Source organism: Sulfurovum iocasae (assembly GCF_047716765.1).
Classification (GTDB): domain Bacteria; phylum Campylobacterota; class Campylobacteria; order Campylobacterales; family Sulfurovaceae; genus Sulfurovum.
This window is the reverse complement of sequence record NZ_CP180410.1, coordinates 869,935-895,433: the sequence shown is the minus strand read 5'-3', so window position 1 is coordinate 895,433 and position 25,499 is coordinate 869,935. Positions and strand designations below refer to the sequence as shown.

General features: G+C 40.6%; 18 protein-coding genes and 1 riboswitch. Of the genes, 7 read left to right on the top strand and 11 right to left on the bottom strand.

What is annotated here, in order from left to right; genetic code table 11:
• Positions 1-17: 17 nt before the first annotated feature.
• Together sat and ACLHDG_RS04450 are read right to left on the bottom strand one after the other, a co-directional pair.
• Positions 18-1,205, bottom strand: coding sequence for a sulfate adenylyltransferase (gene sat, locus ACLHDG_RS04455; protein WP_415407788.1), 1,188 nt, complete (start codon positions 1,203-1,205; stop codon positions 18-20).
• Between the two features lie 66 nt (positions 1,206-1,271).
• A complete protein-coding gene (locus tag ACLHDG_RS04450; RefSeq protein WP_415407787.1) occupies positions 1,272-3,002 on the bottom strand; it encodes an SLC13 family permease in 1,731 nt (576 codons plus the stop codon).
• Between the two features lie 309 nt (positions 3,003-3,311).
• Here ACLHDG_RS04450 and ACLHDG_RS04445 point away from each other — a divergent pair, with 309 nt between their 5' ends.
• The 5 genes from ACLHDG_RS04445 to ACLHDG_RS04425 all read left to right on the top strand — a co-directional run bounded on the left by ACLHDG_RS04445 (position 3,312) and on the right by ACLHDG_RS04425 (position 12,891).
• Positions 3,312-5,267: a LamG-like jellyroll fold domain-containing protein gene (locus tag ACLHDG_RS04445; RefSeq protein ID WP_415407786.1), complete on the top strand. Its 1,956-nt coding sequence runs from the start codon at positions 3,312-3,314 to the stop codon at positions 5,265-5,267.
• A complete protein-coding gene (locus ACLHDG_RS04440; protein WP_415407785.1) occupies positions 5,216-7,054 on the top strand; it encodes a PKD domain-containing protein in 1,839 nt (612 codons plus the stop codon). Before ACLHDG_RS04445 ends, ACLHDG_RS04440 begins: the two co-directional genes overlap by 52 nt.
• Positions 7,054-7,380, top strand: coding sequence for a hypothetical protein (locus tag ACLHDG_RS04435; RefSeq protein ID WP_415407784.1), 327 nt, complete (start codon positions 7,054-7,056; stop codon positions 7,378-7,380). Before ACLHDG_RS04440 ends, ACLHDG_RS04435 begins: the two co-directional genes overlap by 1 nt.
• A 101-nt stretch (positions 7,381-7,481) precedes the next feature.
• Positions 7,482-7,556: riboswitch (cyclic di-GMP riboswitch) on the top strand.
• A 31-nt stretch (positions 7,557-7,587) separates the two neighbouring features.
• On the top strand, positions 7,588-12,630 hold the full coding sequence (locus ACLHDG_RS04430; RefSeq protein WP_415407783.1) for a PKD domain-containing protein: 5,043 nt from the start codon (positions 7,588-7,590) through the stop codon (positions 12,628-12,630).
• Positions 12,631-12,639: 9 nt separating this feature from the next.
• Positions 12,640-12,891: a hypothetical protein gene (locus ACLHDG_RS04425; RefSeq protein WP_415407782.1), complete on the top strand. Its 252-nt coding sequence runs from the start codon at positions 12,640-12,642 to the stop codon at positions 12,889-12,891.
• Positions 12,892-13,374: 483 nt separating this feature from the next.
• On the opposite strand, the gene rfbB is transcribed toward ACLHDG_RS04425, so the two are convergent.
• The 6 genes from rfbB to purH all read right to left on the bottom strand — a co-directional run bounded on the left by rfbB (position 13,375) and on the right by purH (position 20,670).
• Positions 13,375-14,400 (bottom strand): dTDP-glucose 4,6-dehydratase, encoded by a 1,026-nt coding sequence (gene rfbB, locus ACLHDG_RS04420; RefSeq protein WP_415407781.1) that lies wholly within the window; start codon positions 14,398-14,400, stop codon positions 13,375-13,377.
• Positions 14,397-15,266, bottom strand: a complete 870-nt coding sequence (gene rfbA / locus ACLHDG_RS04415) for a glucose-1-phosphate thymidylyltransferase RfbA (RefSeq protein ID WP_415407780.1) — start codon at positions 15,264-15,266, stop codon at positions 14,397-14,399. The genes rfbB and rfbA overlap by 4 nt, the downstream gene beginning before the upstream one ends.
• A 113-nt stretch (positions 15,267-15,379) precedes the next feature.
• Positions 15,380-16,546 carry a nucleotide sugar dehydrogenase gene (locus ACLHDG_RS04410; protein ID WP_415407779.1) on the bottom strand — a complete coding sequence of 389 codons (1,167 nt, stop codon included), beginning with the start codon at positions 16,544-16,546 and terminating at the stop codon, positions 15,380-15,382.
• Positions 16,543-17,760: a UDP-N-acetyl-D-mannosamine dehydrogenase gene (wecC, locus tag ACLHDG_RS04405; protein WP_415407778.1), complete on the bottom strand. Its 1,218-nt coding sequence runs from the start codon at positions 17,758-17,760 to the stop codon at positions 16,543-16,545. Before wecC ends, ACLHDG_RS04410 begins: the two co-directional genes overlap by 4 nt.
• Positions 17,750-18,895, bottom strand: coding sequence for a non-hydrolyzing UDP-N-acetylglucosamine 2-epimerase (gene wecB / locus ACLHDG_RS04400; protein ID WP_415407777.1), 1,146 nt, complete (start codon positions 18,893-18,895; stop codon positions 17,750-17,752). The genes wecC and wecB overlap by 11 nt, the downstream gene beginning before the upstream one ends.
• A 242-nt stretch (positions 18,896-19,137) precedes the next feature.
• Positions 19,138-20,670: a bifunctional phosphoribosylaminoimidazolecarboxamide formyltransferase/IMP cyclohydrolase gene (gene purH / locus ACLHDG_RS04395; RefSeq protein WP_415407776.1), complete on the bottom strand. Its 1,533-nt coding sequence runs from the start codon at positions 20,668-20,670 to the stop codon at positions 19,138-19,140.
• 202 nt (positions 20,671-20,872) lie between these two features.
• On the opposite strand from purH, the gene ACLHDG_RS04390 reads away from it, so the two are divergent.
• Positions 20,873-21,400, top strand: coding sequence for a hypothetical protein (locus tag ACLHDG_RS04390; protein WP_415407775.1), 528 nt, complete (start codon positions 20,873-20,875; stop codon positions 21,398-21,400).
• A 79-nt stretch (positions 21,401-21,479) separates the two neighbouring features.
• Here ACLHDG_RS04390 and purL read toward each other — a convergent pair whose 3' ends face one another.
• Positions 21,480-23,702, bottom strand: coding sequence for a phosphoribosylformylglycinamidine synthase subunit PurL (purL, locus tag ACLHDG_RS04385; RefSeq protein ID WP_415407774.1), 2,223 nt, complete (start codon positions 23,700-23,702; stop codon positions 21,480-21,482).
• A 105-nt stretch (positions 23,703-23,807) separates the two neighbouring features.
• On the opposite strand from purL, the gene ACLHDG_RS04380 reads away from it, so the two are divergent.
• Entirely contained in the window at positions 23,808-24,488 is a 681-nt protein-coding gene (locus tag ACLHDG_RS04380) for a dUTP diphosphatase (RefSeq protein WP_415407773.1), read from the top strand.
• An 11-nt stretch (positions 24,489-24,499) separates the two neighbouring features.
• On the opposite strand, the gene ACLHDG_RS04375 is transcribed toward ACLHDG_RS04380, so the two are convergent.
• Both ACLHDG_RS04375 and ACLHDG_RS04370 read right to left on the bottom strand, forming a co-directional pair.
• On the bottom strand, positions 24,500-25,135 hold the full coding sequence (locus ACLHDG_RS04375) for a carboxypeptidase regulatory-like domain-containing protein (protein ID WP_415407772.1): 636 nt from the start codon (positions 25,133-25,135) through the stop codon (positions 24,500-24,502).
• 43 nt (positions 25,136-25,178) lie between these two features.
• The gene (locus tag ACLHDG_RS04370) at positions 25,179-25,499 is read right to left on the bottom strand and encodes a hypothetical protein (protein ID WP_415407771.1); all 321 of its coding nucleotides are present in this window, start codon (positions 25,497-25,499) and stop codon (positions 25,179-25,181) included.

Genomic DNA, 25,499 nt, shown 5'->3' with positions numbered 1-25,499 from the left:
TTTTCTGTCCCTTAGTTTTATTTAATGCTTTTATAGTAGTCCATGAGTATCTCTGCCACTTCAGGACGTGAGAACTCTTTAGGTGGTGCCATACCGTTCCCAAGCATTTCACGTACTTTAGTGCCCGACAGCAATACAAAATCCTCTTTGACATGATCCGGCGCCTCGCGCATCATCACTACTCTGTTTAATTTTTTGGAGTAGGCAGTATGGTCTGCTTCGAATATCTCTATTTCCAAAGCATCCTCAGGTACCTCTTCTCTGAAGATGGTTTGTGCATCAAACGGACCATAGTAATCACCAACACCGGCATGATCACGACCTATAATAAAGTGCGTTGCACCCATGTTTTGGCGGAAGAGTGCATGGAGCACGGCTTCACGAGGACCGGCATAGAGCATATCAAAACCATAACCTGTAACCATGGTACTGTTTTGAGGGAAGTAGAGTTCAACCATTTTACGTATCGCAGCATCCCGAACATCTGCCGGAATATCACCAGACTTAAGTTTCCCAAGCAGCATATGAATAACCAAACCGTCACATCCTAAACGATCCATGGCTATATGACAGAGCTCTTCATGAGCCAGGTGCATTGGATTTCTGGTTTGAAATGCAACCACTTTTTCCCATCCATGCTCTTTAATTTCATTTCTGATCTCTACGGCTGTACGAAAGGTATCAGGGAATTCTGTTTGAAAATAAGAAAAATTCAATACTTTTATCGGACCGGACAGACAGGTCTTACCCTGAGTATTAAATGCCTCAACACCGGGATGGGTTCTGTCATCTGAGCGAAAGATCTTCTCTGTCATGAGAGCCATCTCTTCATCTGTAAATTCTTCGATCCCTTTGACATCCATAATAGCCAGTACAGGATGACCTTCAACATTGGGATCTTTAAGGGCAATGCGATCTCCCACTTCCATACTACCTGCATCTTCAACGAGATTTAACACAGGGACAGGCCAAAACAATCCTGAAGTGGTTTTCATATCTTCTGCAACTGAGAGTGCATCAGCTTTGGACATATACTCGGTCAATGGATTGAAGTATCCTCCACCTAATTGTACTGCATTGGCTGCACTTGCTGAACTTACAAGAATGGATTTCAGACCTTTTGCTTCTTTTTGTAATCTTTCATTTTCGACTGAATCGTAGACAAATAGTGGATCAAGCTCTTTTGAACCGTGTGGGTTGATCATAATACTAATTCCTTTAAATTTGAGATTGCTTTTATTTTTACATTAGACAAATAGTATATCACATTATCAATTAAATGGAAATACGATCGGTAACATCACTATAACGATAATACTGTATATCAGACTCATTGGAATACCATATTTGACATAATCAGTGAATTGATACCTTCCTGCACTGTAGACCATCAAATTCGTCTGATAGCTGTAAGGAGTGATGAAACTTGCACTTGCACCATAGGCTACTGCCATAATAAACGGCATGACATCCAAACCATGGCTTTGTGCTGTCGCATAGCCTATAGGGAACATCAGTGCTGCAGCTGCATTATTGGTTATCACTTCAGTCAGGATCAATGTCAGGAGGAAGATCGCGATCAAATAGCCATAATTACCCATATCGTGAAACAGTAGGGTTATAAAATCAACCAAGATCATGGCGGCGCCGCTAGAGCTCATTACTTCAGCAATCCCAAGTGCTGATCCGATAATAATGATCAATTCAAATGGTAAGTATAGTTTCAATTGTCTCAACCTTGTCCATTTCAGTACAATGTAGAGCATCAAGACGATTAACATTGATTTAAAAAGTGAGATAATTCCCAATGCACTGAGTAAAATAGCTCCTGTAAACATTGAAATAGCTATGATGCTATCCTTTATAGAAAGAAAACTGTTTTTATTAACATCTGATATCAGATAGAAATTATTCCCAATATTCCCTCTTGTTTTGAAATCTTGACCAACTGAAAGTATCAATTGATCACCTGCCTCAATGCTGATAAGACCAATTTTACCTTTTAAGGGTTGACTTCCTCTACGTACTGCTACAACAGAAGCATTAAATTTTGAACGGAAACCTGCTTCTTTGATCTTCTGTCCTATCAAGGTTGACTGATGTGAAACGATAACCTCTACCAAATTAGAATTTAAAACCCTGCTTTTTTCCTCAAAGATACTCAAGCCGTGAAAACTTTGTAACTCCTCAATATCATGAACATTACCGGTAAATACCAATATATCATTCGGCTCAATAACTTCAGAGGGTATTACTGGAGAAATTAATCTGTCATCACGAACAATTTCTGCAAGAAAAAGTTCACGCATATTTCTAAGTCCATTCTCCTTAACACTTCTGCCAATTAATGTCGATTTTTTACTGACTTTTGCTTCAATAAAATAAGAGAGTTCATCAGCAGTATCATCAACTGTAATTTTCGGTAACAGTTTTTCTGAAAACAGCAGCATATAGGCAAATCCAGCCAGAACAAGAACAATTCCTATGGGAGCAAAGTCGAACATTCCCAGCGAAGGCATTCCTTCACCAATAACGAAGCTGTTGACAATCAGATTAGTTGATGTTCCGATCAATGTGACTGTACCACCCAAAATGGCAGCATAAGAAAGCGGCAATAAATATTTACTAGAAATTTCATTTTTTTGCCTCTTGATAACACTCATCATGATCGCTACCACTGCAGTGTTATTTAAAAAAGCAGAAAAAAATGATGTAATAGAGGTAATTTTAAATAAAGAAAAATAATATCTATTTTTTGAAAAAAGAGAACTGCTGTTTTGGCGTATAAATATAGTGTTTTCCAACACAGTTGAAATCAACAGGAGCAAAACCAAGGTTACTAGACCCTCGTTGACAAAATTATGGAGGAGGCTTTGCGTACTGATTAATTCTATAAAATAAAAAAATGCCAATGTCCCACCAAAGAGATAGAGAGGACGTATCGAACTTTTCGCAAGTAAGAAAATCAGAACAATAATGGTAATAAGAACTATATATTGCACACTACCACCATCTCTTTTCTTTACCTGATAATCTAAATTATTTCAATTATATCGAAAAACAACATAAAACTTACTATAAAAACACTGATTTCAAAGAAACTTCTATAATGCTTTTTAAAGAAAAATAATCAACTTAAATTACACCTTTTTATTCTTCCTTCTTAAAAAAACTGCATTTTAGATTTAATTTTTAGGCTATGCATTGTGTTACGTAGCAATAAGCCAAATTACATTATCCTTTAGATAGAATTATGCATTAATATAAGTAAATATACATTTTTGTTTGGGAAAGTAAAGTAAGGAGAAAAAATGAAAATCTCGATGTTTAAAAAATTGGTAAAGGTTCTGGTGATACCGCTGTTTGTTTCAGTAGCAGCGTATGGTGCACAAGCAGTTAAGATCATGCCGCTGGGAGATTCCATCACGTATGGTAATAACTACTATAACGCACCAGATCCAGCGACACAGGTTGCGTATAGAAAACATTTATGGGAAGATCTGAGTACTGCAGGCTACACTATAGATTTTATTGGTTGGCAAGAGGGTGGAACGGACTTTAATCCTCCATTTGACTCTGACCATCAGGGGCATCCTGGTTATACCACTGTTGAGATAGCAGCGGAAGTATACAATTATCTGGAGATCAATGAACCTGAAGTCGTACTGCTGCATATCGGGACAAATGAATTGCGTACCGATACTGCAGATGTTGAGCTCGCCCTGAATGAAATCGACCAATATGAAAATGATAAAAATGTGCATATCCAGGTTATCCTGGCACGTATCATCAACCGTTGGGTCGGGTGGGATGATCCAGATAATACAAACCGAACTACCCCACAAGATGTAGCTGATACAACTACATTTAACACCAATCTGCAAACCATGGCAGATGCGCGTATTGCCGCGGGTGATGATATCATCGTGGTCGATATGGAAACAGACTCCGGGATCAACTATGACGCTACTGATATGACCGATGACCTGCACCCAAATGACAGCGGGTATGAAAAAATGGCAAATGTTTGGTTTTCAGCACTTGGGTCCACTATCCCAACACACCTCTGGAAACTAGATGAAGCAGACAGTGCTACAAGTTTTCTGGATACTTATCGCGACAACGACGGAACTTGTACTGGTGCCGGGTGTCCGACAGCTGTTTCCGGTCAGGTCGGTGGAGCGCAACGCTTTGATGGCAATGATGAAGTAACTGTGACCGATGACGATACATTTGACTGGAGTGGAAATGAGAGTTTCACGATAGAGTTCTGGGTCAAGCCAACCCGGACAGATGGCGTAAATCAGGTAGTTGCAGGACGTGAGAATGAGGCCAAAGATAACTATTACTGGTGGGCAGGAATAGTTGGTGCAGATGGTCACATCACTTTCCGACTCAGAGATAGCAGTGGCACCTTATTAAATCTAGATGGCGGTCTGCTCAATACTAACGAATGGTACCATGTCACATGTGTGCGTGACGGAGAGAATCAGACAAACCTTCTTTATGTCAATGGACAATTGAAAGACTCAAGCAGTGTTACTTATACAGGAAACTTCGTCGGAACCACTCCTGTGAATATCGGGTATCTTACTTACAATGGGAACAATAGTTTCCATCTGGATGGCACGATCGATAACCTGAATGTCTATAGTGGTGCAGTTAATGCCGATCAAGTCAAACTACATTATCAAAATGGATTGAATGCACCAAAACTCAGTATTACAAGTACACCAAATACCTTTGCACAGGTTGGCGTTTCTTATCTTTACGATGTAGAGAGCAACGATCCTGCGGCCTCTTATACCTATATGGCCGACCCCGATCCAGCCTGGATGCAAATCGATACGGATACGGGTGAAATAACAGGTACACCAACAGTTGATACAGTGGGTAATATCGATATGGCAGTCGAAGCAGTCAACAGTAGCCAGACAGCAATTCAGGACTATGTACTCAAAGTTAGAAACCCTGATAGCCTCCCAGACGGTATGAGTCACTATTGGAAACTGGATGAAAGTGCTACAACAACTGAGAGAACCTATATCGATTCTTACGCTGGTGCTGACGGAACATGTACGGGGGCCGACTGTCCTGATCCTGTTCGAAAAGGAATGGTAGATGGTGCACAAAGCTTTGATGGAACAAGGAAGATCGATATAGCAGATACGGCAAGCTTTGAATGGACAGGTGATCAAAGCTTCTCAATAGAGTATTGGTTACAGGTAGACAATGCTACAGCCCTTCAGAGAACATGGTTGTCATAGGGCGTGACGGCAGTGGTAATCCTTCCTACACTTGGTGGGCAGGTATTGCGAAAGATACCGGCCATGCAATCTTCTCTTTGCGTGACAGCGATGGCCCTACAGCGATTACAGTTGAAAGTAATAATTCCATTCTCGGAAACAATGATGGTTATTATATCTCCATTGTCAGGGATGGCAGCAGTGGGGAGACAAGACTCTATGTCGATGGTGTACTTCAAAATACAACACCCCATACTTATTCAAGTGATTTCACTGATAGCAGCACACCGGCTGTCAATATTGGCTATCTAAATTACAATAATACACCTGGCTTCTTCTATACCGGAGTATTAGATGATTTAGCGGTCTTCCAAACTGCCTTGAGCGAAACAGAGATCAATGAACATTATCAAAATGGATTATTGGGAAATAGTTTTGAAGATCTAAATCCGCCGGCTAACCAACCTCCGACAGCCGATGCCGGACCGAATAAAACTGTAGAGGTGAACAAGCCTGTCACTATCACGGGAAGCGGTTCTGACACAGACGGAACCATTGCTTCTTACGAATGGAAAAAAGGCACTACGGTTGTGGCTACTACAGCATCATTTGACTACACACCGACTGCAGTGGGAACAGACACGCTGACGCTCACCGTAACGGACAATGACGGTGCTACCGGAACAGACAGCATGACTGTAACGGTTACGGCTGCTCCAAACACACCTCCGACAGCTGATGCCGGACCGAATAAAACTGTAGAGGTGAACAAGCCTGTCACTATCACGGGAAGCGGTTCTGACACAGATGGAACCATTGCTTCTTACGAATGGAAAAAAGGCGGTACGGTTTTAGCCACAACGGCTTCATTTGTCTATACACCAACCGCAGTGGGAACAGACACGCTGACGCTCACCGTAACGGATGATGACGGTGCAACAGGAACAGACAGCATGGATGTGGCGGTGACTGCAGTGCCAAATACACCTCCGACAGCCAATGCCGGACCTGACAAAACTGTAGAAGTCAACCAGCCTGTTACTATTACAGGAACCGGAACCGACACGGACGGAACGATTGCTTCTTACGAGTGGAAAAAAGGCAGTACAGTTTTAGCTTCTACAGCGTCATTTAACTATACGCCGGACACTGTAGGGACAGACACGCTGACACTCACGGTGACGGATAATGACGGTGCAACAGGAACAGACAGTATGGATGTGGTTGTATCAGCAACACCTCCGCCAGCAGACACTACCCCGCCAGTCATCACACTCAACGGATCTAATCCAATGAGTATTATTCAGGGAAGTACATTTACAGATCCCGAGGCAAGCGCGACAGATGCCGTAGACGGTGATGTCCCTGTAAGCGTAAGCGGAACGGTGGATACTTCCACCGTCGGTACCTATACGCTGACATACAGTGCAACCGATACTGCAGGCAACATGGCAACTGAAACAAGAACGGTGAATGTAGTTGCGATGGTTCCTGACTGGTACACAGTTAGCCCTGACGGCAGTACATATACATCAAAAGAAGGCAGCTCTACAGTAGAGATAGATGCTAGCCTTTTTAATATATATCCTACTGCTGACATGATTACTTTCAAAAAAGATTGTGTAACTATAGTTATGAAAAGTAATGGAGAAATCCTCACAGGTTATGAAAATGGTTGTAACGAAGTAGTAGCGAGCTTAACATCAGAAAAAGGGTTCGCTCCGGGAACAAAAGTAAGCGTTGGTACTGATATGGTTCTCCTTATCGAGACACCACTCACAAGCGATCTAGTACTGGGAGGTATATAATGAAAAGCATAATGATGAAACAGACTATTTTTGCCGTAACGGCGGGACTCCTCCTGAGTGCCTGTGGCGGTGGAAGCAGCAGTAGCAGTGACAGTATTCCACCTCCTGGCGATACCACTCCACCTCCTGGCGATACCACTCCTCCTCCCACTATCGTTCAGGTACCCCAATGCGGTACCGCTGCAGATCTGGAAAAATCCAATACGATCGATGTAACCGGGAAAACTATCAAAAAAGTGGTTAATGGTGCGAAAGTAAGGATCTGGCATGATCCTGACGGTACGAAATCGGCCTGTATGATCACAGGTGAAGCAACGGTCAAATGATCCCCTTTCTGGGGTTCAGATTAAAAAATATATTTTAAATTCTTATATTCAGAAATTTTTTATACAATTAATATTATAATAAGTTAGTTAGATTAATATATTCTGCAAAAAGCTAAACTATCTGAAAAGATGGGACAGAAAGTTATGGGTCTTTTTGAGATTGCCATGCTGCTCAGAAAATTTTTCATTATCTGAGAGAGGCAAAACATGAAAGCTGCAAAAAAAATCCATACTTCAAAAAAATTCCTTAGTTTGCTACTATCTTTTTTATTTATCCCGATATTCATCTATGGTGGAGAGACTGTCAGAATTATGCCTCTGGGTGACTCCATCACATATGGCAATAGTGTCTTGAATCCCCCAGATACAGCAACTTCTGTATCCTACAGATTGCACTTATGGGAAGCATTGAACAATGAAAACTACGCTGTGGATTTTGTCGGTTCAAAGACAGGGGGAACAGACTTCCCGCCATTTGATCCCGATAATGAAGGCCATCCGGGAGATACAGCCGCAGGAATAGCAGCAGACGTATATCAATATCTGACAGATAATCCAGCTGATGTCATATTGTTGCATATTGGAACGAATGTTCTGAGGACAAGCCCTGATGATGTCAGTGACGCGCTTGATGAAATAAAAAGATATGAAACTGACACCGCTACCCACGTATCAGTCATACTGGCGAGAATCATCAACCGCTGGGTTGAATGGACAGATGAAAATGGTGATACACGCAGTACTGAGCAGGACAAAACTAACACCACAACATTCAACGAAAATCTAGAAATTATGGTACGAGATCGTATTGCCAATGGGGACGATATTGTCGTTGTAGATATGGAAAACGATACAGGAATTATTTATGATGCAACCGATATGCACGATGACCTTCACCCCATTGACAGCGGGTATGAAAAAATGGCAAGTTTGTGGTACTCAGTCCTGACATCCACTCTTCCTACGCACCTCTGGAAACTGGATGAACCTTCCGGTTCTACTGCCTTTGTCGATACCTACCGTGACAATGACGGGAGATGTATGGGTGCCGGCTGTCCAACAACAGTCTATGGACAGATCGGTGGAGCGCAACTCTTTGATGGCAACGATGAAGTGACCGTAGCCGATGACGGTACATTTGACTGGAATGGGGATGAGAGCTTTACAGTAGAGTTCTGGGTCAAGCCAACCCGGACAGATGGCGTAAATCAGGTAGTAGTTGGACGTGAGAACGAGATCAAAGATAACTTTTTCTGGTGGGCAGGAATTATAGGTACAGACGGGCATATTACCTTCCGACTCCGAGATAGCGATGGCAAGCAAAACAACTTAGATGGTCCTGTGCTCAACAATGGCGATTGGTACCATATCGCGTGTGTACGTGACGGTGCAAATGACGAAAACAAACTTTATGTCAATGGACAATTGTCAGACGACTCAAGCAATATTGCTTATGCAGGAAACTTCGTCGGAACAACTCCTGTAAATATCGGATATCTTACATACCAGGGAAACAACACGTTCCACCTGGATAGCGCAATCGATGAATTAACAATCTACAGTGGTGCAGTCAATACTGATCAGGTCAAATTGCATTACCAGAATGGATTGAATGCACCAAAACTCAGTATCACAAGTATACCAAATACCTTTGCACAGGTTGGCGTTTCTTATCTTTACGATGTAGAGAGCAACGATCCTGCGGCCTCTTATACCTATATGGCCGACCCCGATCCAGCCTGGATGCAAATCGATACGGATAGGGGTGAAATAACAGGTACACCAACAGTTGATACAGTGGGTAATATCGATATGGCAGTCGAAGCAGTCAACAGTAGCCAGACAGCAATTCAGGACTATGTACTCAAAGTTAGAAACCCTGATAGCCTCCCAGACGGTATGAGTCACTATTGGAAACTGGATGAAAGTGCTACAACAACTGAGAGAACCTATATCGATTCTTACGCAGGTGCCGACGGGACATGCACGGGTAGCGGATGTCCTGAGCCACTTGCCGGAAAAGTCAATGGAGCCCAAAGTTTCACAGGTGCAAATATTATCGATATAGCAGATACGGCAAGCTTTGAATGGACAGGTGATCAAAGCTTCTCAATAGAGTATTGGATACAGGTAGACAATGCTACAGCCCCTTCTCAGAACATGGTTGTCATAGGGCGTGACGGCAGTGGTAATCCTTCCTACACTTGGTGGGCAGGTATTGCGAAAGATACCGGCCATGCAATCTTCTCTTTGCGTGACAGCGATGGCCCTACAGCGATTACAGTTAAAAGTAATAATTCCATTCTCGGAAACAATGATGGTTATTATATCTCCATTATCAGGGATGGCAGCAGTGGGGAGACAAGACTCTATGTCGATGGTGTACTTCAAAATACAACACCCCATACTTATTCAAGTGATTTCACTGATAGCAGCACACCGGCTGTCAATATTGGCTATCTGAATTATAATGGGTCAGCAGGCTTCTATTTGAATACCGGAAACAACAGCGGTATCGATGACTTGGTTGTTTTCAACAAGGCATTGATTCAGGGCGAAATTACTGAACATTATAATAATAGTTCAGCAGGTAAGAGCTTTGAAGAGCTTAACCAACCTCCGACAGCCGATGCCGGACCTAATAAAACTGTAGAGGTGAACAAGCCGGTCACCATCACAGGAAGCGGAACTGATCCAGACGGAACGATCGTCTCCTACGAATGGAAAAAAGGTACTACTGTTTTGGCAACTACAGCCTCATTCGATTATACACCGACTGTAGTAGGAACGGATACCCTGACACTTACGGTAACGGATGATGATGGTGAGCCCGGAACAGACAGTATGGATGTGATAGTTACCGAAGATCCACCGCCTCCGCCAAGTACACTCTATGAAGCCGAAGATGCAGAAATGAGTCCTGCATTTGCGATCAGTAGTGCCCACTCTGGCTATACAGGTACGGGTTATGTGGATTATACAGGTGAAGGTTATGTAAAATGGACAGTGGAACTAGCTGCCGAAGGTAACTATGATCTGGTTTTCCGTTACGCACTAGGATCGGGGAACCGACCGTTACATATCAGTGTTGATAGTACCAGTGGTGGATCAACTATTGATTTCCCGGCTACAGGTGGTTGGTCAACCTGGGGTGAGACACGTACTACGGTCTCACTCACTGCAGGTACCCATACGATCTATGCAAGCACCACGGGTCTTAGTGGCGCCAATGTAGATCATCTGTCGATCGAAGACGCCACGGGTACACCGCCGCCGAACACTCCCCCGACAGCCAATGCCGGAGCGGATAAGGCCGTACAGGTAAACAATACAATCACCATCACGGGAAGCGGAACTGATCCAGACGGAACGATCGTCTCCTATGAATGGAAAAAAGGTACTACCGTTCTGGCAACTACAGCCTCATTCGATTATACACCGACTGTAGTAGGAACGGATACCCTGACACTTACGGTAACGGATGATGATGGTGAGCCCGGAACAGACAGTATGGATGTGATAGTTACAGAAGATCCACCGCCTCCGCCAAGTACACTCTATGAAGCCGAAGATGCAGAAATGAGTCCTGCATTTGCGATCAGTAGTGCCCACTCTGGCTATACAGGTACGGGTTATGTGGATTATACAGGTGAAGGTTATGTAAAATGGACAGTGGAACTAGCTGCCGAAGGTAACTATGATCTGGTTTTCCGTTACGCACTAGGATCGGGGAACCGACCGTTACATATCAGTGTTGATAGTACCAGTGGTGGATCAACTATTGATTTCCCGGCTACAGGTGGTTGGTCAACCTGGGGTGAGACACGTACTACGGTCTCACTCACTGCAGGTACCCATACGATCTATGCAAGCACCACGGGTCTTAGTGGCGCCAATGTAGATCATCTGTCGATCGAAGACGCCACGGGTACACCGCCGCCGAACACTCCCCCGACAGCCGATGCCGGAGCGGATAAGGCCGTACAGGTAAACAATACAATCACCATCACAGGAAGCGGAACTGATCCAGACGGAACCATTGTATCCTATGAATGGAAAAAAGGTACTACCGTTCTGGCAACTACAGCCTCATTCGATTATACACCGACTGTAGTAGGAACGGATACCTTGACACTTACGGTAACGGATGATGATGGTGAGCCCGGAACAGACAGTATGGATGTGATAGTTACCGAAGATCCACCGCCAAACATCCCCCCCACAGCCAATGCCGGACCGGATAAAAGTGTACAGGTGAACCAGTCCGTTACCATCACAGGAAGCGGAACTGATCCAGACGGAACCATTGCATCCTACGAATGGAGCAAAGATGGAACAGTTCTGGCAACTACAGCCTCATTCGATTATACACCGACTGTAGTAGGAACGGATACCCTGACACTTACGGTAACGGATGATGATGGTGAGCCCGGAACAGACAGTATGGATGTGATAGTTACCGAAGATCCACCACCTCCGCCAAATGTACTCTATGAAGCCGAAGATGCAGAAATGAGTTCTGCATTTGCGATCAGTAGTGCCCACTCTGGCTATACAGGTACGGGTTATGTAGATTATGCAGGTGAAGGTTATGTAAAATGGACAGTGGAACTAGCTACCGAAGGTAACTATGATCTGGTTTTCCGTTACGCACTAGGATCGGGGAACCGGCCGTTACATATCAGTGTTGATAGTACCAGTGGTGGATCAACTATTGATTTTCCGGCTACAGGTGGTTGGTCAACCTGGGGTGAGACACGTACTACGGTCTCACTCACTGCAGGTACCCATACGATCTATGCAAGCACCACGGGTCTTAGTGGCGCCAATGTAGATCATCTGTCGATCGAAGACGCCACGGGTACACCGCCGCCGAACACTCCCCCGACAGCCGATGCCGGAGCGGATAAGGCCGTACAGGTAAACAATACAATCACCATCACAGGAAGCGGTACGGACAGTGACGGAACAGTCATATCATACGAATGGAAAAAGGGCAGTACGGTTCTGGCGTCCACAGCATCATTTAACTATACACCGACCACAGTGGGAACCGACACCCTGACACTCACCGTAACGGATGATGATGGGGCAACCGGAACGGATAGTATGGATGTGGTTGTAACAGCAGAACCTGCACCAATAAGTGAAATAATAGTAGACAATCTTGATTCCGAGTTCAGTATAATCGGTACCTGGTCAGAGTCAGGAGCATCCGATGAGTATGCCGGAAGCTCTATTTATAGTTAGAGTAAGACCATGAATAGCAGTGCGATCTGGACACCTACTCTGCCGGAGGCAGGCTCATATTATGTTTATGTATGGTATAGCGGTTCTTCTTCATATGATCGTGATACGAATGCAGACTATACTGTCAATCATGCTGGAGGTTCTGAGACTATAGTAATTGATCAGAACCAAGGTTCAGGAGATTGGGTTTCACTGGGTGTCTTCTCGTTCAATGCAGGTACCGGCGGCAATGTTAAGTTTGTGCTTGTGGAGCCAGCCTAAGTTTCTCTCGTGTACTCTCTCCGGCAGCGGACGAAGGAACTTTCAGCTTCAATGTCAATCCGGTACAAAAGAACGATGCCACCGGTCTCATCGAACTGCGCCTTGAAGAAAGTGCCAATACCTGCTACAGAATCGTCAACAAGGAAGGCAGCATAACAGGCGGCATTACTAAATATGTCAATGGTACACGAGTTGATGCAAAATGGTTTAGAACCAACTATGTCCAGGGTGGAAACTATACGGTATCAGTCACTTTCAGTCCAGGCTCAACAACTGTAAATGCATTTGGTCAAACCCTGACCATCAATACAAGCAAAACCTCTATCAATGTCAGCTCCTTTACCATAAGAGCAGAGAATCAGGATGCCAACTTTGATAATATCAGCTATAACTAGAGAGATATACTTTCATGGGGATACCTCTCTAAGATAGAGAAAGACACAATACCATTGATCCCAAATCTAGATAAATATATAATTGTCTTTATTGAACATTATATTGATCCAGATACCATTCAATAGTTTTAATTATCCCACTCTCAAAATTCTCTTCAGCCTTCCATCCAAGTTCATCTTCCAACTTAGTAGCATCAATAGCATATCGTCTGTCATGACCGGCACGGTCCTCCACATATGTTATTTGCTTAGTATAACTCTCTCCTGAATCTTTCGGACTCAACTTATCGAGTATTTCACAAATTTTGTTAGCAATATAATTATTGTCACGTTCATTACGACCGCCGATATTATATACTTCTCCTGTTCTACCTGTATGGTATACAAGATCTATGCCCTTACAATGGTCCAAAACATAAAGCCAATCACGAATATTTTTTCCATCTCCATAAATAGGAATATCTTCATTGTTCAATGCTTTTCTGATAATAGTCGGGATCAATTTTTCATCATGTTGTTTTGGGCCATAATTGTTAGAACAGTTTGTGATAACAGTATTCATCCCGTAAGTATGCAAATAGCTTCTTACAACCATATCACTTGCTGCTTTTGATGCCGAATAGGGAGAATTAGGTGCATAAGATGTCTTCTCTGTAAAAAGTCCCTCCTTCCCAAGTGTTCCATATACTTCGTCTGTAGAGATATGATGAAAACGTGGAAATTCTTGGGAATATTTTTCCTTATACTTAAATGGCGCATCCATCCAGTACTTATATGCAACATCGATCAGTGTAAATGTACCATTTACATTTGTCTCAATAAATACACCCGGATTTTTGATAGAGTTGTCTACATGACTTTCTGCTGCAAAATGGATCACACCAGAGATATCATATTCTGTAAAAATATATTCTACTAATTCACGGTTACAGATATCACCCTTAATAAATTTATAACGTTCATTCTCTTTTATCTCTTTTAAGTTCTCTATATCACCGGCATAAGTCAATAGATCAAGATGAATAATATTATAATCCTTATATTTTTCCAAAAAATATGGTACAAAATTAGACCCGATAAATCCGGCACACCCTGTTACTAAAATTGATTTCATTCCTCACCAGCCATTTCAATCATATACTGACCATACTCTGTCTTTTTCAGTGGCTGTGCCAATGCTTTAAGCTGCTCACTTGTGATCCACCCTTTATAAAAAGCAATCTCTTCAATACATGCTACTTTATAGCCTTGTCTCTGCTCGATTGTTTGAATATATTGACTGGCATCTGCCAGGCTTTCATGCGTTCCTGTATCCAACCAGGCGAATCCGCGTCCTAAAAGTTCTACTTTTAAATCTCCCCGTTTGAGATAAGCCTGATTAATCGATGTTATTTCAAGTTCTCCACGATGTGATGGCTGGATAGTTTTTGCAATTTCAACTACATCATTATCATAAAAATAGAGTCCGGTTACGGCAAAATTACTTTTTGGGTATTTAGGTTTTTCTTCAATAGAAAGAACTTCTAAATCATCGTTAAACTCTACAACCCCAAAACGTTCCGGATCCTTAACTTGATAGCCAAAAACAGTTGCCCCTTTTTCTTGATGTGTCGCACGTTCAAGTCGTGGAGTAAGCCCTGAACCAAAAAAGACATTATCTCCCAAAATCAAACAAACACTATCGTCACCAATAAACTCTTCTCCGATAATAAAAGCTTCGGCTAGACCATTTGGAGAGGCTTGAACAGCATAAGAGAATTCCATACCAAGATTAGAGCCATCACCTAACAGCTCTTCAAATCTTGGTATATCTTTCTGTGTAGAAATAATGAGTACTTCTCTAATACCTGCCAGCATCAAAACAGATAACGGATAATAGATCATCGGTTTATCATAGATAGGAAGTAGTTGCTTTGAGATTACTTTTGTTATGGGATGCAGCCTTGTCCCACTCCCGCCAGCCAATATAATACCTTTCATTTTATCTCCTCCTATAATTAATTTGAGATAACAATATAAAGAAAGAGTGAACTTTCTAACACTAGTTTCTCTTTGTTGTTACTCTCTAAAATTGAAGTACTAACTTCAAATCTTTAATCACTTTCAAACACATCTCTGGTGTAAACTTTCACATCTACATCTTTGAGATCTTCTGAGCGTCTGTTGGTAACTATGACATCTGACATTTTTTTAAACACCTCTAAATCTCTGATCACCTTTGAATGAAAGAACTCATCATCTTCAAGTGATGGTTCATAGATGACTACTTCGATCCCTTTAGCTTTGATTCTTTTCATAATACCTTGAATTGAGGAAGATCTAAAATTATCTGATCCACTTTTCATCACAAGCCTATAGATACCTACTACTTTTGGATTTTTAGCAAGGATACTGTTAGCAATAAAATCTTTTCTGGTAGTATTGGCATCCACTATGGCACCAATAAGACTATTGGGCACATCTTTATAGTTTGCCCTCAGTTGCTTGGTATCTTTTGGTAAACAATAACCCCCATAACCAAATGAAGGGTTATTATAATGGTTTCCAATTCTAGGATCCAGTCCAACCCCTTCGATGATCTGTCTGCTGTCAAGATTTTGAGTTGCAGCGTAAGAGTCCAACTCATTAAAATAGGCAACCCTCATTGCAAGGTAAGTGTTAGAAAAGAGTTTAATGGCTTCTGCTTCCGTAGAGCCCGTAAAAAGGATGTCAATGTTTTCCTTGATAGCACCTTGGGCTAAAAGATCGGCAAATGTTTTTGCACGTTCTGATTTCTCACCAACGATGATCCGTGAAGGATAAAGGTTGTCATATAGTGCTTTTCCTTCTCGTAAAAACTCTGGTGAAAAAATGATATTTTCACAATTTAATGCTTTTTTTATATCTTCAGTATATCCAACAGGTACTGTTGATTTTATAACCATAGTTGCATCTGGATTGATGCTCATGACATCTTTGATCACAGACTCTACAGAATTGGTATTAAAATAGTTTGTTACAGGATCATAATCAGTAGGAGTAGCAATAATAACAAAGTCAGCATTTTCATAAGCTTTGTCTTTATCCAAAGTTGCCGTGAAGTCTAACGCTTTATTTGAAAGATAGTCTTCCAATTCTGTATCTTCTATGGGTAATATTTTTTTATTTAGCATCTCGATTTTTTCAGGCATAATATCAAGTGCAACAACTTCATTGTGTTGTGCCAAAAGTATTCCGTTTGAAAGACCTACGTATCCGGTTCCGGCTATAGCTATCTTCATTTTTCATCATCCTTTATATTTGTCACACCACAAAAATCAAATACCTCTTTACCAAAGATACGAAGACCTTTAAACTCATCATGTGCAACTAAAAAGACGATGATATCTGCTTCATTGATAGCTACTTCATCTTGAACAATGTTAAACTCAGATGATGATCTTAAATTCGGCTCTACAGGAAGTACTTCAAAACCATCTGCGATCAAACGTCTTGTAATATAAATTGCCGGTGATTCTCTAAGGTCATCGATATTTGGTTTAAATGCCAATCCCATACATGCTATCTTAGCTGCCCGTCCATTCTTCTTTTCAAAAACAAGTGCAGAATTTTTTATCTTTTCGATTGACCATTCTGTTTTATAAGTATTCACTTCTCTAGCTGTTCGAATGATCTTTGCATCTTCCCCACCTGCATGAACGATAAACCATGGGTCAACGGCAATACAATGCCCTCCTACACCGGCACCTGGTTGTAAAATATTTACACGTGGATGACGATTTGCCAATGAGATCAACTCCCATACATTAATACTGAATTTATCAGATAAGATAGAGAGCTCATTGGCAAATGCAATGTTGACATCACGGTAGCTGTTCTCTGTGAGTTTTGCCATCTCTGCTGTTTTTGCATCTGTTTCAAGAATATTTCCGCTTACAAAGGTTTTATAAAAAGCAACTGTTTCCTTAGTTGATTCTTCATTGATCCCCCCGACAATACGGTCATTTTCTACCAACTCTCGCATGATCTGTCCAGGTAAAACACGCTCGGGACAATGTGCAACATGCACCTTAGAGATGTCTACACCTTGTTCTGCTAAAACTTCGGCTACTTTATCAGTTGTACCCACAGGAGATGTAGACTCTAAAATAACAATATTTCCTTCTTTCACATAAGAAGCAATAGATTCTGTTGCTGAAACAACATAATCTATATTTGGAACATACCCCTCGTGAAAGGGAGTCGGTACAGCAATAATAAATATATCAGACTCTTTTGGTTGAGTATCAGCAATAAGATTTCCAGAGTTAACTGCGGAACGCACAAAGGTATCTAGATCAGGCTCGACGATATGGATCTTACCTTCATTAATAGTGTCTACTGTACTTTGTACAACATCAACTCCATGTACATGATATTTACGGTTTGCCAAAAGTGCAGCTGTTGGAAGCCCTATATATCCTAATCCCATGACACATACTGTTTTATTTTGCATTTTTTTCCTTTATGATATTTACGATTTTTTGACATGCTTTTCCATCTCCATAGGGGTTATGGGCTTGACTCATACTCTCATACAAGAGTGCATCCTTAAGTAATTGATTGACTTCATTCACTATAGTAGCTGGATTTGTTCCTACCAACTTAACAGTTCCCGCTTCAACAGCTTCTGGTCTTTCTGTAGTATCACGCATAACAAGTACTGGCTTTCCTAGGCTAGGAGCCTCTTCTTGTATCCCTCCACTGTCTGTTAATATTAAGTATGTTTTACTCATCAAATAGACAAAAGGTTCATACTCTAAAGGTGCTATAAGATATACATTATTAATGCCAGAGAGTAGTTCAAGTACAGGTTTTTGAACATTAGGGTTAAGATGCACAGGATAGACAAAGTTCACATCAGGATGTTCTTCAGCCAAGATTTTGATCGCTGAACACATATCAAGAAAACCCTGCCCGAAATTTTCTCTTCTATGCCCTGTGATCAATACTAAACGTTCATCATTGCCAAAGGCGGAAAAGTCTGATTTTATGGTATCCGAAAGTGTAGATTTGAGACTTTCATTTTTCTCTATCTTATTTAAGACCCAATGCAATGCATCGATCACTGTATTCCCTGTAATATATATATCATCTTCAGGAACATTCTCTTTTAGAAGGTTCTCTTTACTTGTCTGTGTGGGTGTGAAATGATACTTTGTGATCTGTGACGTAAGTTTACGATTGGCTTCTTCCGGCCATGGACTGTAGATATCTCCAGTACGAAGCCCTGCTTCTACATGTGCCACAGGGATTTTCTGATAAAATGCACTCATTGCAGTAGCAATAGTAGTTGTAGTATCACCATGGACAAAGACTACATCCGGTGCATACTCAGCAAGTACCTTTTTCATCCCTAGTAAAATATTACTTGTTACATCATAAAGATCTTGCCCCGGCTTCATGATATTAAGATCATAATCAGGAAGAATGTCAAAAATATCCAAAACCTGATCAAGCATCTCTCTGTGCTGTGCTGTAACACAGACTTTTGCTTCTATCTCACTGGATTGTTCTTGAAATGCTAAAACAAGTGGTGCCATCTTGATAGCTTCAGGTCTTGTCCCAAATACGATTAATGCTTTTTTCATATGTGGGTCTTAACAGTAAAATATTTTTTGATTTTAGTACCATGCGGGAGGAATGGCTTAGAAAGGATAGTAAACATCTCTATAGATATTCGTTTGCTTAGGTTTAAAAAGTTTTTATAAAACATCTTTTATTACGTTAACTCCCTTGTTAATCATAGATTATATCTTAAAAAATATAACATGAGGTTTATGTAAAAAAAGAAAAAAGAAGTTGTTTTGATGGGCAGTGCCCATCAAAACTATTAATGTAAAAAGTGTCTTACTGTAGTAAAGTAAAGTGAGATACCATGCTCGTTGGCTGCTTCGATGACTTCATCATCTCTAATGCTTCCACCAGGCTCGATAATAGCTTTAACCCCAGCTTGGGCAGCTGCATCTATGCTGTCACGGAATGGGAAGAATGCTTCAGATGCCATCGCAGCACCTGTTACATCTATATCCATCTCTTTAGCTTTTTTAAGGGCACATTGTGCAGCATCAACACGAGATGTCATACCCATACCTACAGCTACCATTGCTGAGTCTTTAACATACACAACACAGTTAGACTTTGTAAGACCAGCCACTTTCCATGCGATCTCCAAGTCTTTCATCTCTTGCTCTGTAGCAGTGAGTTCTGACTTTTTATGTGCGTTGTGTACTTCATTGTCACAGATGCAGTCTGAGTTTTGATACACAAATCCACCATCTACATGTTTGAAATCATGAGTGTCATTTGACATCACAAGTTTTGTACCACCTTGAGCAAAAAGTTTAAGACGTTTTTTCTTCTCAAATACTTCCAGTGCTTCTGGCTCAAAATCTGCTGCCATTACTACTTCAAGGAAGATCTCATTCATCTTCTCTGCAAGCTCTTTAGTCACCACACCATTCACTGTAACAACACCACCAAAGGCAGATACAGGATCACATTTAAGTGCTTCAGTATATGAATCGATCAACGTACCTTTGATCGCAAAACCACAGGGGTTACCATGTTTAACAATACACACAGCCTCTTCATCACCAAAACTCGAAGCGATCTTTAGTGCACCGTTTACATCATTGATATTGTTAAAACTTGCTTCACCTTTTACTTGTTTAAAGTTGTTTGTGAAGTGATTGTTAAATTCATAGAGTGCACCTTTTTGGTGTGGATTCTCTCCATAACGTGTCTGGAAAGATTTTTTACCCGTAATGAATTGATACTCACCAAAGCCATCGTTAAAACGACCATTCATATAGTTTGCTATCATAGAATCATAAGCTGCAGTATGTTCAAATGCTTTGATCATAAGGCCTCTTCTAAACTCTAGAGAATCATGCTTGTTTTCTATTGCACCAAGTACATTTTCATAATCATTAACGTCTGTTACGATAAGCACATCATTGAAGTTTTTCGCCGCTGAACGAACCATCGTCGGCCCACCGATATCAATGTTTTCAATGATCTCATCAAAGTCTTCTGTTTTCTCTATAGTCTCTTTAAATGGGTAAAGATTTACACACACAAGGTCTATGCCTTCAACACCAAGTTCTTTGGCTTGTGCCACATGTGCCGCATCACCTCTTTTATGAAGGATACCACCATGAACATAAGGGTTAAGTGTTTTCACACGTCCTTCAAAACACTCTGGAAACTTTGTTACTTCATCTATCTCAATGACTTTTATACCTGCAGTAGAGAGGGCTTTATATGTACCACCTGTAGAGATGATCTCCCAACCCAGTTTCTCTAAACCTCTAGCAAACTCAACTATACCATTCTTATCACTTACACTTAGCAATGCTCTCATATTACTTAACCTTTTGGGAATAGTATTACCACACTCACCTTTTCTCATTCTTTTATAAGGTTTAGATACTTGGTAAGTGTGGTAATTAGGCTGACATTATATCAAATATAACTGATTATGACCCTATTAAGAGCATTAATAGTTTGCTTGGGTAAAATGCAGAAACAAATAGGACAATATTTGTCTTAAATAAAGGAAATATATGATTAAAAAAATACTCTTGGGACTTCTAGGTCTAATTATTATCGGTGGTGGAGCTCTTTTCTTCATAAAGGGAAAAGATAATTATGATGCAAGTAAATACAGCGCAAATGTAAGTAATGGATTAAATAGCGGTTCAACTATCAGTTTCACACTCCCTGATCAGTTTGATAAATCACATACTTTACAAGCAGACACTAAAACACTTGTTCTGGTATTTGCCAAAGCAACTGGACATACAGTTAAAGAGTTTTTGAAAAAACAAGACAGCGATTACTTGGCAAAAAGAGCTACCCTTTTTGTTGCAGATATCAGCCCTATGCCAACGGTTATCCGTAACACTTTTGCATTACCTGATTTGAAAAAGAGTGCTTATTCTGTACTGTTGATCTATGATAAAAACATTGCTAAACAACTTAAAAATGAAAAAGAGGCAGATAAAATCGCTGTAGTTACTTTGGAAAATGGTGTGGTTAACGCAGTTAAATATATTGATTCTGAAGAAGAGTTAGAGGCTATACTCAAATAATTTCAGAGAGTTTTAAACTCTCTGAAAAAAGTTTAATAACTTACGTCATCCATGGGCCAAACCCGAGAATGACGTACGCTTACAGATCTTGTTCTATCGTTCTGGCAAACGTTGTAAAATAGATCTCTTTTACTTTTTCAAGTGGAAGTTCTACGTCATTGACTTTAACCTTATCTCCACCTACTTTAGCAATATTCTCTACTTTAATACCAAGATCCATTGCCATTTTTGCAAATTTTTCAATGTTCTCTTGACTTACTTCTACTAAAGCCCTACTTTGTGTCTCATCAAAGATATTTCTACTCTCTTCTACTGCTACTTGAGCAACTACACCTTTATTAGATACTGCAGCCATTTTAGAAAGTGCTATAGCAATACCACCTACATTCACATCTTTAGCAGATTTCAATAAATCTTTTTTGTTCGCTTCGATCACTAGTTCCCAAAGTCTAAGCTCTGCACTGTAATCAAATGCAGGTAGAGACCCTGATGTTTCACCATGAAGTGCTTTTACATACAATGAACCGCCAAACTCACCTTTTGTATTACCAAGAAGAAGAATTTGACTCCCCTCTTCCTGGAATGCAGATGGAAGGACTCTATTTTCATCATCATTGAGTCCTACCATCGCTATAGCAGGTGTAGGATACACAGACACACCATTTGTTTCGTTATAAAGTGAAACATTCCCACTTACAACCGGAGTATTAAGCTCTAAACATGCTTCTTTTATACCTTCACAAGCTTCAGCAAACTGCCACATCACTTCCGGGTTTTCAGGGTTACCAAAATTTAGACAATCTGTAATAGAAAGTGGTCTAGCCCCTGACATCGCAACATTTCTCCCAGACTCAACAACTGCAAGTGCTGCACCTTTTCGAGGGTCGATATAACAGTAACGTGGATTACAGTCAGAACTCATAGACAAAGCTTTACCATTCTCTTTGATACGGATACAAGATGCATCCAAAGACCCGGGTGCTTTTGTTGTATTTGTTTGTACCATTGAGTCATACTGGTTGTATACCCATGCTTTATCTGACACTTCTATATTTGAAAGCAATGTTTCATATGCTTCTTGATCTGCTACAGATTTGTAACTATCTACATTTTTAGCATTTACTTTATCTAAGTACTTAGGTCTTGAGACTGGTCTGTCAAGTACAGGTGCTTCTTCACTTACTGGAGCGATAGGCATATCTGCACATTTTTCACCATGCCACATCAGTTCCATACGAGCAGTGTCTGTTACTTCACCGATCACCGCTACATCCAATTCCCATTTTTCAAAAATATCGATGATAGCTTGCTCGCTTCCTTGTTTAGCACAAATAAGCATACGCTCTTGAGACTCGGAAAGCATGAAGTCATAAGGAGTCATACCCTCTTCACGTGCCGGTACTTTATCCAAGTGCATGATGAGCCCTGCCCCTGTCTTCCCTGCCATTTCAAATGCCGAAGAGGTAAGCCCTGCGGCACCCATATCTTGAATACCTACAATAAGGTCTGTTTTAAACAGTTCCAAACATGCTTCAAGAAGAAGTTTTTCTGTAAAGGGATCACCTACCTGAACTGTTGGACGAAGTGATTTAGACTCTTCGGTAAAAGAATCTGAACTCATTACTGCTCCACCAAGACCATCACGACCTGTTTTAGAACCAACATACATGACCGGGTTACCTATACCTGAGGCAACACCCAAGAAGATCTCATCAGACTTCACAAGTCCCAATGCAAATGCATTTACAAGGATATTTCCATTATAACTCTCATCAAAACTTACTTCACCACCGATGGTAGGTACACCCATACAGTTACCATAAGATCCGATACCATCTACCACACCACGTACAAGGTGTCTTTGGTATTTGGCGATATCACTGTCACCTTTTACTGTACCAAAACGTAAAGCATTCATGTTTGCTACAGGTCTTGCTCCCATAGTAAAGATATCTCTAAGTATCCCACCTACACCTGTTGCTGCACCTTGAAAAGGCTCGATGAATGAAGGGTGGTTATGACTCTCCATCTTAAAGACAGCAGCCATACCGTCACCAATATCGATAACACCGGCATTTTCACCTGGTCCCTGGATGACCCATGGTGCCTCTGTAGGGAAACCCCTAAGGTATTTTGTACTTGACTTGTATGAACAGTGCTCTGACCACATCGCAGAGAAGATGCCTATCTCAACGATATTCGGGTGACGACCATCTAATATACGTAAGATATCCTCATACTCTGGTTTACTAAGCTTATGATTTTTTAAAACTTCATCTAAATCTTCAACTGGTTGTGACATATGTAGCGTCCTTTAGGGCGTAAAATAAGGGGTATATTTTACTCAAAAAGTACTAAATAAGGGTTGAAAAGGTAGAATATGAGAATTAATTTCTTAAGGCTTTTTATGGACAAAATATTACAAATGTTACAACTACAACAACAACTCAATGATGCGACCAATGGTGAAGGTTGGGAAAAAGGAGTCACTAAAAATGGAAAACGAATCGACTGGAAACGGTGTACCTATCTGGAGTGTGCAGAACTTATAGAGAGCTACCCGTGGAAACACTGGAAGAACATTGATGCACAACCTGACTATGCAAATATCAAGATAGAAGCAGTAGACATCTGGCACTTTATCATGTCACAAGGACTTGAGGACTACAAGATGCAAGATATTGGAAGTATTGAAGATTTAGCTACCAGTATCAATGCTCTTCCTAACTTTCAATCATTTGATCAAGATATCACTCCTACAACGAAAGATTATTATGAACAGATAGCAGTAGCAGAAATGTTGATGAAAACACTATTTTGTGAAACATCTACTAAAAAACTCATGGAGACATTCATCGATGTAGCAATACAATCTGGATTAAACCTTGACACACTTTATAAACTTTACATTGGTAAAAATATTTTAAATAAGTTTAGACAAGATCATGGATATAAAGAGGGTTCATACATTAAGATTTGGAATGGTGAAGAGGATAACGTTAGCATGCAGCGTGTTTTAGAAGAAAATGAAAATGTAAGCCCAGAAGAACTCTATAAAGTACTGGAAGAAGCTTACCCAAAAGGGTAAGTTTTATATGATTAATCTACAAACCTGTTTAGATCTTTCTCTACGATCTTATTACCATATACACTTACTTTAGTTGCGATACGTATATTTTTAGGTGTATCATATCCACATTCAGTTCCACATTTTACGGTACCTATAAGATAATAACTACCAGAAGGTACACCATAGAACGCAAATTTACCATCACTGTTAGCTGCTGTAAATCTTAAATAATTAAAGAGTCTGGAATCCGCTTTTTCCATCTTATATCCGCCAAGATAACTTTCACGAAACCATTGGTCTGAATAACTTGTTGCAGGATTAAGATAAAGTCTGGTTCCTGCGCCCATTATTTTTTTATCATATGCATCTTTTACATAGATACTACCCTTCACTGTACCTTTACCTGTTCTTGCTAAACGATAATATTCAGATGTTGGGAACGCAATGCGTTCCATCTTTTCAGTATCCATATCTTCAGTAATCATCGTTTCACTTTCAGTTAAGTTTTGATCCAGATCAGAGATATCTATATCATTCACATTTGTCTCTTCTCCCCAGGCATTTAGTCCTGATTGTGGAGAAATAGATATTTCTCTCTCTACACACCCTGAAAAGAGTAATAACATAACAGACAAAGTAAAAAGTAATGATAGTTTTTTAGTCATAAAGATTGTTTCCTTGTATTTAGTAAGTGATAATTATACTATGTTAACACTTCTTTTTCTTTTTATTTTGACGATTCTCTAAAAACTTTTGCAAAGACCCTTTTGCTTCTTCATCCCCTGAAAAAGCAGCCTTTTGATACCAGAATGCAGCCTTCTCACAATTTTTTTTCACCATGTCACCTTTTTGATAGTGATGGGCAAGATGATGTTGCGCATCCGCCTCACCCTTTTTTGCAAAACGATGCAGATTTTTTACTTTTCTCTTTTCTCCACGATAATATTTGATGGTATTAAAAATAAACCAAATGATAAAAAAGAAAAGTCCTACGATGATATAAAGTTCCATATTTTTTATACTTTCCAT

Excerpts from the sequence above, each read along its gene's own strand:
- ACLHDG_RS04370 (WP_415407771.1), bottom strand. The coding sequence starts at position 25,499 with ATGGAAAGTATAAAAAATATGGAACTTTATATCATCGTAGGACTTTTC.
- sat (WP_415407788.1), bottom strand. The coding sequence starts at position 1,205 with ATGATCAACCCACACGGTTCAAAAGAGCTTGATCCACTATTTGTCTAC.
- ACLHDG_RS04380 (WP_415407773.1), top strand. The coding sequence starts at position 23,808 with ATGGACAAAATATTACAAATGTTACAACTACAACAACAACTCAATGAT.
- ACLHDG_RS04425 (WP_415407782.1), top strand. The coding sequence starts at position 12,640 with ATGAATAGCAGTGCGATCTGGACACCTACTCTGCCGGAGGCAGGCTCA.
- ACLHDG_RS04390 (WP_415407775.1), top strand. The coding sequence starts at position 20,873 with ATGATTAAAAAAATACTCTTGGGACTTCTAGGTCTAATTATTATCGGT.
- ACLHDG_RS04410 (WP_415407779.1), bottom strand. The coding sequence starts at position 16,546 with ATGAAGATAGCTATAGCCGGAACCGGATACGTAGGTCTTTCAAACGGA.
- ACLHDG_RS04445 (WP_415407786.1), top strand. The coding sequence starts at position 3,312 with ATGAAAATCTCGATGTTTAAAAAATTGGTAAAGGTTCTGGTGATACCG.
- wecC (WP_415407778.1), bottom strand. The coding sequence starts at position 17,760 with ATGCAAAATAAAACAGTATGTGTCATGGGATTAGGATATATAGGGCTT.
- purH (WP_415407776.1), bottom strand. The coding sequence starts at position 20,670 with ATGAGAGCATTGCTAAGTGTAAGTGATAAGAATGGTATAGTTGAGTTT.
- ACLHDG_RS04435 (WP_415407784.1), top strand. The coding sequence starts at position 7,054 with ATGAAAAGCATAATGATGAAACAGACTATTTTTGCCGTAACGGCGGGA.
- purL (WP_415407774.1), bottom strand. The coding sequence starts at position 23,702 with ATGTCACAACCAGTTGAAGATTTAGATGAAGTTTTAAAAAATCATAAG.
- rfbB (WP_415407781.1), bottom strand. The coding sequence starts at position 14,400 with ATGAAATCAATTTTAGTAACAGGGTGTGCCGGATTTATCGGGTCTAAT.
- ACLHDG_RS04430 (WP_415407783.1), top strand. The coding sequence starts at position 7,588 with ATGAAAGCTGCAAAAAAAATCCATACTTCAAAAAAATTCCTTAGTTTG.
- rfbA (WP_415407780.1), bottom strand. The coding sequence starts at position 15,266 with ATGAAAGGTATTATATTGGCTGGCGGGAGTGGGACAAGGCTGCATCCC.
- wecB (WP_415407777.1), bottom strand. The coding sequence starts at position 18,895 with ATGAAAAAAGCATTAATCGTATTTGGGACAAGACCTGAAGCTATCAAG.
- ACLHDG_RS04375 (WP_415407772.1), bottom strand. The coding sequence starts at position 25,135 with ATGACTAAAAAACTATCATTACTTTTTACTTTGTCTGTTATGTTATTA.